This is a genomic window from Sporosarcina sp. P33, from assembly GCF_002077155.1.
Classification (GTDB): Bacteria; Bacillota; Bacilli; order Bacillales_A; family Planococcaceae; genus Sporosarcina.
Genome location: NZ_CP015027.1, coordinates 742501 through 754371, shown reverse-complemented (window position 1 = coordinate 754371; position 11871 = coordinate 742501). Strand labels below are relative to the sequence as shown.

Here is an 11871-nt window from a genome sequence, read left to right as displayed (position 1 = left end):
AATTGATGTACACAGGATGAAATTACTTGTAATGCCAGAACTCATTGAAGTTATTGACGCTTATTTACTCTTGAAGTGTATGAGTGCGATCAAGATCTAGAAACGCTGGGGGGCGGGGGAGCGCGCAATGACGCAATGAGCGGTTACAGCTCGTCATAGAGCGCTTCAGCGCAGAGTGTGAGCGGTTACGGATCGCGATAGGGCGGCTGGCGATGAACATTGAGCGGTTACACATGAACTATGAGCGCTTATACGAATTAATGAGCGAACCCGCCCTGCTTCCACTAATGATCAACGCTTTTTCCCCTCAGCGCCGCGCTTTATCCCTTCCTAAAACATATTGTCAACTAACTGTCACAGTTACAATTATCGAATTTTCCAGCCATATATGATAGACTGTTTCCATATACAAAACATGCACCAAAACGAACAGGCACGCAAATCAGAGGAGGAATATCATGTATCCACAATTATCGACTGAAGTAGCAGAGAACGAAGCACTTGTTGTGATGAACACGACAATGGGGCCGATCAAAATAAAGCTCTTTAAAGAGCATGCGCCGAAGACGGTTGAAAATTTCCTGACACACGCTGAAAACGACTATTATAACGGAATTATTTTCCACCGTGTTATTCCTGAATTCATGATTCAAGGCGGAGACCCGACTGGAACAGGTATGGGCGGAGAGAGTATCTACGGAAATACATTCCAGGATGAATTCACAATGAACTTGTTCAACTTGCGCGGCGCACTGTCCATGGCAAATGCAGGCCCGAACACAAATGGAAGCCAGTTCTTTATTGTACAGGCGTCTTCACTTGGAGGCGCTACTGCAGCCCAATTGAAAAAAGGCGGCTGGCCGGATGAGATTGCTGATGCATATGAAGAAAACGGCGGAACACCTCACTTAGATCAGAAGCACACAGTCTTTGGACAGGTAGTGGAAGGCATGGACGTTGTCGACAGCATCGCCAATACAAAATGCGGCCGCGACAACAAGCCGAAAGAAGATATCAAAATCGAATCAATTGAAATTATTCAAAAGTAATCGTATTTGATTCATAGGAGGAAACTATCATGGACTTCGTTCTATTGATGCCGTTTCTTTATTTTCCTGAAGATAAGTCAGAATACATTCCAGCAGCTATCTCTTTCGTCATCTTTATGACACTGATGCTGATCGTATTTCGTTGGATCATTAAGAAGTCCAAGCGGCAGGAAGAAGAAACGAAAGAGCTGGAACAGCGTATTTTGCGTGAACGTCGGCAGAACGCCAATCAGGAACATCCCGTCGATTGACCGGGATGTTCTTTTTTATTGGCCCGGCTGACACGTAACGCGAATAACAGTTTTCTTTTTTCTTATGGATGGCTGTGCTATGATAAAAAGAAAACACAAATAAGGTGACGAATCGTGCAAACCATAGAAATGAACAGAAAAGCTGTTTTACTGCTGAAGCAATGGAATCCGTTCGGGGCAGGGGAAGACGCATATGACACAGAAATAGCAGAAGTAGTGGCGGCACTTGACCGGATTGACCACCCGGCAGACTTAGCCAAATGCATTCGTAATGTCTATGAGCATACCTATGAAATTTGGATACCTTTAGAGAAATGCATGGATATTTCCTATAAGCTAATGGCAGTTAAATATGAAGCCAAACATATTGTATAACTCAGAATGTACACCGCTATTCATTTGAATGGTGGTTTTTTGTTCAAATTCCTGAAATATGGTATACTATGAAGCGGCCAGAATGGCAGAATAGATACTACTTTAGATTGGGAGCTGTTATGCATGTCTCACAAATTTGCAGTAGGAGATGAGCTGACCGGGAAAGTGACCGGAATACAGCCGTACGGTGCGTTTGTATCACTGGATGCTTCAACGCAAGGGTTAGTGCACATCTCTGAAATCACGTATGGATTCGTAAAAGATATTCATGATTTTTTGGAAGTAGGGCAGGAAGTCCGCGTCAAAGTATTGGATGTAGACGATGAAGCAAGTAAAATCAGTTTATCGATTCGTGCGTTGCAAGAACCGCCCAGTTCCTATTTGAATCATAACCGTTCCCGTCAGTCACTGCAGGAGCGCGTGGATCAGCAGGACAAAGATGGTTTTAACTCATTAAAGGATAAGTTACAGGACTGGATCGAGCAATCCGGACATTAAAAACACACGGAAGCAGCATTTTGCCGCTTTCGTGTGTTTTTATTCTCTCAGCTTTTTTAGACGGTATTGTAAGTTTTGTCTGCTCATCCCAAGAGAACTTGCGGTTTTGGTGATATTATCATTATGCAGTTTCATCGCTTTTTGAAGATAATACCGTTCCGCCTCCCGCAAATATTGATCGAGCGGCGGAAGCGCAGCATTGCTGTTTACAATGAAATCGCCCGGCTGCAGCGCTTCATTTGACGCAGCCTCCGCCTTCTGCCTGAATTGGGCAGGCAGCATCCCGATTGTCAATGTCTCTTCTGTTGTCCGGATAGACGACACTTCGTCAAGCAGCAATGCAAGCTCCCGCAGATTTCCGGGCCAGCTGTATGAACAAAACAGCTCCTTCACTTCTTCATCAATTTGCATAAGCCCCGCTCCGAGTGATTCCTTCTTGCGGCTCAGATAGGCATCCGCAAATGGAATAATATCTTCAGTCCGCTTGCGCAGCGGGGGGATCCGTATCGTGAACGATGCAAAAAAATAATATAATTCCTTCAGTAATGCGCCCGAAGAAATGAGCTCCACCGGATCGTCTCCAATACTGGCAATAAACTGGTGAGAGGAAGTTTGCTGCAAGACATATAACAATGCTCTTTGCAGCGGAATCGGCAATCCGTCGATCCGTTCACAGAATAATGTCATCGGAGGCTCATCCTGCAAGGTTTGTTCAAGTTGCTGCAGATTGTCTGTATCTGCATGAAGGCAATGAAAAGTGCGGAAAACCTGTTCCTCGGCGGACGCATCATAATGTATTGCTTCAGCGAGCTGGTCTTTGCCGACTCCTGTTTCACCGATTAAGAGCACAGGCAATTTGGCTGAAGCTGCTTTTTCTGCAGTGGAAATTACTGATTTCATAGCAGCAGAATGTGCAATCAGCTGATTGAATGTCACGGGTGCCTGCGTTTTGCGCAGCGGCTGCAGCACGAATTTTTCTAGTGCTGTAATATCCTGTGCAAACTCGATCGCTCCGACTAGCTGCTGTTTGTGATAAACAGGATACGTGTCATTCATCGTTGTAATTTCCGTCTTTTTTGTGTTCCAATACGTTTGCTTTACGCGAAGCTGGGGTTCACCGCTTTGCAGCACTTTTAGCAGCGTACTTTCATTTTTATCAAAATTGAACAACTCAACAATCGAATGATCTTTTATATCCTCAAGATTTAGCCCTTCAATTTCTTTCATTTTACGATTATAAATGATCGTCCGCCCTGAATCATCGACGGCGTGTATCCCGATATTTGCATGATCGACGGCAAACTGATTGCATATGTGCAGTAATCTATCTTGGGCATTCATGTTGTACACCTTCCTAACGTATTCCTAATAGCGTACCCGTTACTAAATTAGCAGAATATGAAAAAAATTCTTCAAATCACTTGCAAAGCGCCATGTTTTCTTGCATCATTATAAATGTAAACGCTATCAAACGCAAATATATTTTGCACCCTAATTAAAAGGAGGATTTGATTCCAAATGATTCCATACAAACATGAACCTTTTACAGATTTTACGGTTGAAGAAAATCGCAAAGCATACGAGCAGGGATTTAAGACGGTGGAAGGCTACTTGGGTGAAGACTACCCGTTAATTATCGGTGGAGAACGCATCATGACCGATCAGAAGCTTGCGTCCAGCAACCCTTCAAATAAAAAAGAAATTATCGGGAATGTTTCGCAGGCGAGCCGCGGCTTAGCTGAGCAAGCGATGACTGTTGCGAAAGAAACATTTGAGACGTGGAGAAAAGTAAAGCCTGAATTCCGGGCGGATGTGCTGTTTAAAGCCGCAGCAATTGTCAGACGCCGTAAATTTGAGTTTTCCGCGTTGCTTACGAAAGAAGCCGGCAAGCCGTGGAATGAAGCGGATGCTGACGTGGCGGAAGGAATCGATTTCTTGGAATATTACGGCAGACAGATGCTTACATTGAAAGATGGCATGAAAGTCGAGAGCAGACCGGGTGAATACAACCGATTCGATTATATTCCGCTTGGTGTAGGGGTAGTCATCTCACCATGGAACTTTGCATTTGCGATCATGGCGGGCACAACAGTTGGAGCACTTGTTACAGGTAACACGGTACTACTGAAACCGGCGTCCACCGCTACAGTGGTTGCGTATAAATTTATTGAAGTGCTGGAAGAGGCCGGCTTACCGGCAGGTGTTGTCAACTATATCCCAGGATCAGGTTCCGAAATCGGAGACTATCTGGTCGATCATAAAGATACCCGCTTTATATCATTTACAGGATCCCGTGAGGTAGGTACGCGCATTTTTGAACGTGCGGCGAAAGTTCATGACGGGCAAATTTGGCTGAAACGTGTAATTGCGGAAATGGGCGGAAAAGATACGATTGTCGTCGATAACGAAGCAGATCTGAAACTGGCTGCCCAATCTATCGTAAAATCGGCATTTGGTTTCAGCGGTCAGAAATGTTCAGCGTGTTCCCGCGCAATTATTCATGAAGAGGTCTACGATGAAGTGGTAAAACGCGTAGAAGAATTAACGAAGGCGTTCCACTGGGGAGATCCCGCCGATAGCAAAAATCTTGCCGGACCGGTTATCGATCAGGCGGCATACGATAAAATTATGGACTATATTGAGATAGGCAAGAAAGAAGGCCGTCTGATTGCCGGCGGAACCGGTGACGATTCCAAAGGATATTTTGTAGCACCGACTGTATTTGCAGATGTGGATCCGGCAGCGCGCATTTCTCAGGAAGAAATATTCGGGCCGGTTGTGGCGCTTTCAAAAGCTTCCTCGTTTACCGAAGCGATTGAATTTGCCAATGACACGGACTATGGCTTGACGGGCGCGGTCATTACGAACAACCGCCGCCACATTGAACAGGCACGCGAGGACTTCCACGTTGGGAATTTGTATTTCAACAGGGGATGTACAGGGGCAATCGTAGGCTATCAGCCATTTGGCGGTTTCAATATGTCAGGTACAGATTCCAAAGCTGGCGGTCCGGATTACTTGCAGCTGCATATGCAGGGGAAAACGACTTCAGAAATGCTGTGAACCGGTCTAGAGAATGTGGAGGAGTGAATGAATATGACAAAAACGACTGCGATTATTGATCAAACAGAAAAATACGGCGCGAATAACTATCATCCGCTTCCAATTGTAATTTCAGAAGCGGAAGGTGTGTGGGTAAAAGATCCGGAAGGCACGAAATATATGGATATGCTGGCGGCGTATTCCGCTGTGAATCAGGGCCACCGTCATCCGGCGATTATTCAGGCGTTAAAAGATCAGGCGGACAGAGTTACGCTGACTTCGCGCGCATTTCATAATGATCAGCTGGGTCCATGGTACGAAAAGATGGCAAAGCTCTCGGGAAAAAACATGGTGCTGCCTATGAATACCGGTGCGGAAGCCGTGGAGACTGCGTTAAAAGCAGCCAGACGCTGGGCGTATGACGTAAAAGGCGTAGCGGGCAATCATGCAGAGATTATTGCATGCGTCGGAAACTTCCACGGCCGTACGCTTGGCGCAATTTCATTATCATCCGATCCGGAATATAAAAAAGGGTTCGGTCCATTGCTTCCGGGAATTAAATTGGTTGAATACGGCGATATTGAAGCGTTGAAAGCGGCTATTACTGCCAATACTGCGGCGTTTCTGATTGAACCGATCCAAGGTGAGGCGGGGATTGTCATTCCGCCCGAAGGCTTTATGAAAGAAGCTTCCGAGCTTTGTAAAAAAGAAAACATTCTATTCATTGCAGATGAAATCCAGGCAGGTCTGTGCCGTACGGGAAAAATGTTTGCATGTGACTATGATGATGTTACGCCTGATATGTATATTTTAGGTAAAGCACTTGGCGGCGGCGTATTTCCTATTTCCTGTGTACTGGCAAATGATGACATACTGGGCGTATTCAACCCAGGTTCACATGGTTCAACATTCGGCGGGAATCCAATGGCGTGTGCAGTATCCATCGCAGCAATTGATGTATTGGAGCAGGAAGAACTGGCGAAAAAGTCGGAAGAACTGGGAAATTACTTCATGTCTGAACTGCAGAAACTATCCCATCCTGCCATTAAAGAAGTGCGCGGCCGGGGGCTGTTCATTGGAATGGAGCTGTCAGAAGGCGCACGTCCTTATTGTGAGCAGCTGAAAGAACTCGGTCTGCTGTGCAAAGAAACGCATGACACAGTGATTCGATTTGCCCCGCCGCTGATCATTACAAAAGAGGAGTTAGACTGGGCGCTAGAAAAGATTCGCACAGTATTTGCCGCATAAAACAGGTTCACATGCCCGATCTTTTTTGCGCGAAAGATAAATTCAGAAAAGGTTTGGAATTGATGGGTGGATGTTTCGGTCAGCCCGTGTTATAATGTGTGCGTGAAAGACAATACCAAACAAAGAGGCGAACCATACAATGACAGAAAACCTGAATCTATTTACGTCTACGCAAGTTGTTATCAAAGAAGCACTTGAAAAGCTAGGCTATGATGAAGGAATGTATGAACTACTGAAAGAACCACTTCGTATGGTGGAAGTACGTATTCCTGTCCGAATGGATGACGGGAAAGTAAAAGTATTTACCGGATACCGCGGACAGCACAATGATGCAGTCGGCCCTACAAAAGGCGGCGTCCGTTATCACCCCGGCGTTAACGCTGATGAAGTGAAGGCGCTTTCTATGTGGATGACACTGAAAGCAGGAATTGTGGACTTGCCATACGGCGGCGGTAAAGGCGGCATCATCTGTGATCCGCGTGAAATGTCCATGGGCGAATTAGAACGTTTAAGCCGCGGCTACGTGCGTGCGTTAAGTCAAGTCATGGGACCGGCAAAAGACATTCCGGCACCTGACGTGTTCACGAACTCCCAGATCATGGCATGGATGATGGATGAATACAGTAAAATCGATGAATTCAACTCTCCAGGTTTCATTACAGGGAAACCGGTTGTGCTCGGCGGTTCTCACGGACGTGACCGTGCGACAGCTGAAGGGGTAACGATTATTATCAATGAAGCGGCAAAGCGCCGTAATATTGATATGAAAGGCGCTCGTGTAATCGTACAAGGATTCGGTAACGCAGGCAGTTTCCTTTCTAAGTTCTTACATGATGCAGGAGCAAAAGTTATCGGTATTTCCGATGCATACGGCGCGCTTCATGATCCGGATGGCTTAGACATTGACTATCTGCTTGATCGTCGTGACAGCTTCGGGACCGTCACTACATTATTCGACAATACGCTGACAAACGCGGAATTGCTCGAAATGGAATGTGATATTCTGGTGCCGGCTGCAATCGAAAATCAGATCACTGAAAAGAATGCGCATAACATTAAAGCAAACATTGTAGTAGAAGCGGCGAATGGCCCGACTACTTCTGAAGCGACAAAAATCCTGACAGATCGCGGTATTTTGCTTGTGCCTGACGTGCTGGCGAGTGCAGGCGGCGTAACAGTATCGTATTTTGAATGGGTACAAAATAATATGGGGTACTACTGGTCTGAAGAAGAAGTACGTGAGAAAATGACGGAAAAGATGGTTACGGCATTTGAAAACGTATATAATGTGGCAACTACGCGCAATATTGACATGCGTCTGGCTGCATATATGATCGGTGTACGCAAAACAGCGGAAGCAAGCCGTTTCCGTGGCTGGGTTTAATACTAATTAAAAGAGCTTTCCCGGAAGTCATTATGAAACGACTTCCGGTGAGGGCTCTTTTTTATTTCAATATGTATTGGGGGATCGCATGCAAACGGTGTTTTCCCGAAATGTACCCTGCTGGAGCCGCAAAGCTTTCATAGATGCCAGTCTGCATCCACTTCACAACGAAGCTTGATGAAGCAGCACAAAACTAAAAAAGGATACCCCTGGAAGCAGCATAACTTCCGGGACATCCGATTTACACATGTTCAATTGATGAAGAAGGGGCTTTCTCGAGTTCTGGATCATCTTCCCTGCGCCAATACGTAAAGAGAACCTGCAGTGCGATGACTCCTGACAGTCCGATCACAATATAGAGAAAACGGGCCAGCGGCTGATAAGCTCCTTCTGTCAGCTGTGCAATGACGTCAAAGCGGAAAATCCCGACAACTCCCCAATTTAAAGCGCCGATCAGCGCAATAGCCAGTGTAACTTTTTGCAGTGTTTCCATATTATCTCCTCCTGTAAAAAGTATATCCTCTTTTCAGAACACTATACTTGCATCATAAATACATCTTTTTCATAATAGGGAATAGGAAGAAGGAGGCGTACGAATTGGATAATTTTATTTTCAATAATCCGACTAAATTATTATTCGGTGAAGGCCAGCTGCAGCGTTTGCCTAAAGAACTCGCACGGTATGGCAGAAAAGTGCTGCTTGTATACGGCGGAGGCAGCATTAAGCGTAACGGATTATACGATGAATTATTGCAGCTTCTGAATGAAAATGATTTTGAAGTGGTGGAAATGGCCGGTGTCGAGCCGAATCCCCGGTTGACGACAGCTAAAAGAGGTGCTGATCTGTGTAAAGAACACCAAATCGACGTCATTATTGCAGCGGGCGGCGGTTCCGTTATCGACTGTACGAAATTGATTGCGTCTGCTGCGAAATATGATGGTGATCCTTGGGACTTTGTCATAGGCAAAGCAAGACCTTCTGAAGCATTGCCGTTTGGCACGGTTCTTACATTAACCGCGACCAGTTCAGAAATGAATGCAGGTTCTGTTATCACTAATGAAGAAACACAGGAGAAATATGGATGGGGAGGACCGCTGAACTATCCGAAATTCTCGATACTGGATCCTGCATACACGTTGACTGTACCCTTGGACCAAACGGTTAACGGTATCGTGGATACGATGTCGCATATTTTTGAACAATATTTCCACACAGCAGAAAATACTCTATTCCAGGATGAAATCTGTGAAGCGGCTCTCCGTTCAGTGATGAAGATTGGGGAACAATTAGTGGAAGACCCTCAAAATATAGAGCTTCGCGAAGCCATGATGTTTGCGGGGGTATGGGGTTTGAACGGTTTCTTATCGATGGGAACGAGAGGAGACTGGGGCACGCATGATATTGAACACGCTGTATCGGCTGTCTACGATATTCCTCACGCAGGGGGATTGGCAATTTTATTCCCGCATTGGATGAAGCAGACGTTCCCGAAAAATCCGAAGCGTTATGTGCAATTAGCAGTTAATGTGTTCGGTGTGGAGCCTGCCGGTAAGACCGATGAAGAGATTGCGATGGAAGGAATCGATCGTCTGAGTGCCTATTGGAAGAAAATCGGCGCACCCGTATCACTTGCTGACTATGACATCGATGACTCGAAATTGGAGCTGATTGCGGAGAAAGCTGCAGTTAACGGTCCGCTTGGCGGTTTTGCACAATTAACTCAAGAAGAAGTTCTTACTCTATTGAAGAGCAGTTTATAAGTATGATAGAAAAAGACTGAAGACAGACCCGTACATACGGTTCAATCTTCAGTCACAGTGGCCAGGTCAATGCGACTTGGCTTTTTCTATGGGTAAATTACGAGTTCTACAGACTCTACGTAAGGCAAAGTCGTCAATTCCACATATAGGGAAGTGGTGGACTTCTTTGGCTGTGCTATTAATTTGAAATTCAGCTCATGCCGATATTGATGCTGATCAGTTTGGAATTGTCGGATACGCATATGATCGATTTCCATTTTCTCTTCCCGTAAATAAAGTACGAGATCGTCAATTTTGGATTTTTGAGTAATGATGATGGTGCAATTCGCTTCTTTTGCCCGTAATCGTTTTGGACCAAACCTGCTCAGGAATGGTGAAAGCAGTTCAATAACAATCATTACACTGATTACTGTAAAGGTTGCTTCGATATAAAAACCTGCGCCCACCGCGATTCCAATTCCCGCAGCCCCCCAGATCATTGCGGCAGTAGTAAGTCCGGTGATGTTGTCGTTATCTCTGCGGAGGATGGCGCCGGCTCCAAGGAAACCGATTCCACTGACGATTTGTGCAGACAGACGTAAAGGGTCCATCGTAATATTAATATCATCACGTGCGGGGACCAGATAGGCAGCTTCGATTGAAATAATCGTCAGCAGGCAGCTGAATGTGGCGATGACTGCACTGGTTTTTAATCCAATCGGCTTTTTTTTGATTTCTCTTTCCACACCCATTATGATGCTAAGGGTGAGAGCGACGCCGATTTTAAGAAGTGTTTCCTGATTAAAAGACTCGTTTAGCAGTGTGAGCATGAATTAACCTCCTTTACTGACAGATTACGAAGACAGCCTCTATACTGTATCCGAGGGGGAGATATCCGTAAACATCCCTTTATTCTATTGTAATGGGAGAAGAGACAGAAAGAGAAGTGATATTTTGAATAAACCCGCCATCCATCCGTATATCCCAATCGCAATCGGTGTACTCACAATCGGCTTTTCTGCTATTTTTGTGAAACTGGCGACAGCAGATGCAGGAGTCATCGCCTTTTATCGTATGTTTTTATCTGCAGTTATTATGCTTCCGCTGTTTTTACTTTCCTATCGCAACGAAGTGAAAACACTGAATAGAAGAGACTGGATTTTCACTGTAAGTGCAGGAGTGTTTTTAGCTATTCATTTTATACTTTGGTTTGAATCCCTTAACTACACTTCTGTTGCCAGTTCAACCGTACTAGTTACGCTGCAGCCGATATTCGCACTGGCTGGCACTGCATTATTCTTTAAAGAGATCATCACAGGCAAAATGCTGACAGCTGTATTCATTGCATTGTCCGGCAGTTGTATTATCAGCTGGGGCGACTTTCAAGTAAGCGGTGCTGCTTTGTTTGGAGATATCCTTGCTTTACTTGGCTGCGCGTTCGTTACAGCCTACTTATTGATAGGACAGAATGTACGCAAGAGAGTATCACTCGTTACCTACACATTTCTTGTCTATTCGGTAAGTTCTATTGCTTTGTTCTTTTATGTGGTGAGTATTCAACAGCCGTTTTTTGGTTACCCTGCTTCGGATTGGGGCTGGTTTCTGGCGCTGGCCATCCTGCCAAATCTGCTGGGTCACACATTATTTAACTGGGCGGTGAAGTGGGTAAGCACGAATGTCGTATCGATTGCGACTTTATTTGAACCGATATTCGCCTCCATAGCAGCGTACTTTATCTTGCACGAAAAAATAACAACACTTCAAACAATAGGCGCAATCGTTGTATTGACGGGGGTTCTGCTGTTTATCGCTGATGTAAAAAGATTAAAAGAAAAACTTTTTTTAAAAAAGGCTTGATTTCTATAACGGATCTATTGTATATTAGTTCTTGTCGCTTCGGACATAAACAAAACAACGAAAAAAACTTTTTTTAAAAAGTTGTTGACTTATTGAAATGCCGAGTGTAATATAGAGAAGTCGCTTTTACACAGACGACAAACACGAACCTTGAAAACTGAACAGCAAAACGTTAACGAAATACAGTTTATGCATTTAACGATGACATAAACAACATGAGTATCTTAATTGATGCCAGCAAATGAAACTCGAGCTAATCGATTTTTCATTCTATCGGGTGTCGAGTCGTAGTGGAGTGCTAGGAAGTGATCGAGCGAAGAAGGGAGCGTACTAACGTACGTGACCGACTGAGCGAGTGAAACTGACGACGCAATCCGCTGCGAATCGGCGGCCGGTCTTATGGAGAGTTTGATCCTGGCTCAGGACG

At 45.0% G+C, this 11871-nt stretch carries 12 protein-coding genes and 1 rRNA gene (1 of these 13 only partly in view); 10 read left to right on the top strand and 3 right to left on the bottom strand.

Going from position 1 to position 11871, the window contains the following annotated elements; translation table 11 throughout:
* The first annotated feature begins 458 nt into the window (after nt 1-458).
* The 4 genes from SporoP33_RS03725 (at nt 459) to yugI (ending at nt 2173) form a co-directional block, all read left to right on the top strand.
* Entirely contained in the window at nt 459-1049 is a 591-nt protein-coding gene (locus tag SporoP33_RS03725) for a peptidylprolyl isomerase (protein ID WP_081242485.1), read from the top strand.
* A gap of 29 nt (nt 1050-1078) precedes the next feature.
* A complete protein-coding gene (locus tag SporoP33_RS03720; protein ID WP_196796844.1) occupies nt 1079-1300 on the top strand; it encodes a hypothetical protein in 222 nt (73 codons plus the stop codon).
* A gap of 114 nt (nt 1301-1414) precedes the next feature.
* A complete protein-coding gene (locus SporoP33_RS03715) occupies nt 1415-1675 on the top strand; it encodes a DUF1871 family protein (RefSeq protein WP_196796843.1) in 261 nt (86 codons plus the stop codon).
* 123 nt (nt 1676-1798) lie between these two features.
* A complete protein-coding gene (gene yugI, locus SporoP33_RS03710; RefSeq protein ID WP_081242483.1) occupies nt 1799-2173 on the top strand; it encodes a S1 domain-containing post-transcriptional regulator GSP13 in 375 nt (124 codons plus the stop codon).
* Nucleotides 2174-2212: 39 nt separating this feature from the next.
* Here the strand turns inward: yugI and SporoP33_RS03705 are convergent, their stop codons facing one another.
* Nucleotides 2213-3514, bottom strand: coding sequence for an AAA-type ATPase lid domain-containing protein (locus SporoP33_RS03705; RefSeq protein WP_081242482.1), 1302 nt, complete (start codon nt 3512-3514; stop codon nt 2213-2215).
* Between the two features lie 177 nt (nt 3515-3691).
* On the opposite strand from SporoP33_RS03705, the gene pruA reads away from it, so the two are divergent.
* The 3 genes from pruA to SporoP33_RS03690 all read left to right on the top strand — a co-directional run bounded on the left by pruA (nt 3692) and on the right by SporoP33_RS03690 (nt 7847).
* Nucleotides 3692-5236, top strand: a complete 1545-nt coding sequence (pruA, locus tag SporoP33_RS03700) for an L-glutamate gamma-semialdehyde dehydrogenase (RefSeq protein WP_081242481.1) — start codon at nt 3692-3694, stop codon at nt 5234-5236.
* Nucleotides 5237-5269: 33 nt separating this feature from the next.
* On the top strand, nt 5270-6463 hold the full coding sequence (locus SporoP33_RS03695; protein ID WP_081242480.1) for an ornithine--oxo-acid transaminase: 1194 nt from the start codon (nt 5270-5272) through the stop codon (nt 6461-6463).
* Nucleotides 6464-6602: 139 nt separating this feature from the next.
* A complete protein-coding gene (locus SporoP33_RS03690) occupies nt 6603-7847 on the top strand; it encodes a Glu/Leu/Phe/Val family dehydrogenase (protein ID WP_081242479.1) in 1245 nt (414 codons plus the stop codon).
* 241 nt (nt 7848-8088) lie between these two features.
* Here SporoP33_RS03690 and SporoP33_RS03685 read toward each other — a convergent pair whose 3' ends face one another.
* Complete coding sequence (locus SporoP33_RS03685) at nt 8089-8340, bottom strand: DUF378 domain-containing protein (protein ID WP_081242478.1); 252 nt, start codon at nt 8338-8340, stop codon at nt 8089-8091.
* A gap of 104 nt (nt 8341-8444) precedes the next feature.
* Here SporoP33_RS03685 and SporoP33_RS03680 point away from each other — a divergent pair, with 104 nt between their 5' ends.
* Nucleotides 8445-9608 carry an iron-containing alcohol dehydrogenase gene (locus tag SporoP33_RS03680; RefSeq protein ID WP_081242477.1) on the top strand — a complete coding sequence of 388 codons (1164 nt, stop codon included), beginning with the start codon at nt 8445-8447 and terminating at the stop codon, nt 9606-9608.
* An 86-nt stretch (nt 9609-9694) separates the two neighbouring features.
* Here the strand turns inward: SporoP33_RS03680 and SporoP33_RS03675 are convergent, their stop codons facing one another.
* Nucleotides 9695-10417, bottom strand: a complete 723-nt coding sequence (locus SporoP33_RS03675) for an MgtC/SapB family protein (protein WP_081242476.1) — start codon at nt 10415-10417, stop codon at nt 9695-9697.
* 124 nt (nt 10418-10541) lie between these two features.
* On the opposite strand from SporoP33_RS03675, the gene SporoP33_RS03670 reads away from it, so the two are divergent.
* Both SporoP33_RS03670 and SporoP33_RS03665 read left to right on the top strand, forming a co-directional pair.
* The gene (locus tag SporoP33_RS03670) at nt 10542-11444 is read left to right on the top strand and encodes a DMT family transporter (RefSeq protein WP_081242475.1); all 903 of its coding nucleotides are present in this window, start codon (nt 10542-10544) and stop codon (nt 11442-11444) included.
* Between the two features lie 396 nt (nt 11445-11840).
* Nucleotides 11841-11871 (top strand): 16S ribosomal RNA (locus tag SporoP33_RS03665) (it continues 1522 nt past the right edge of the window).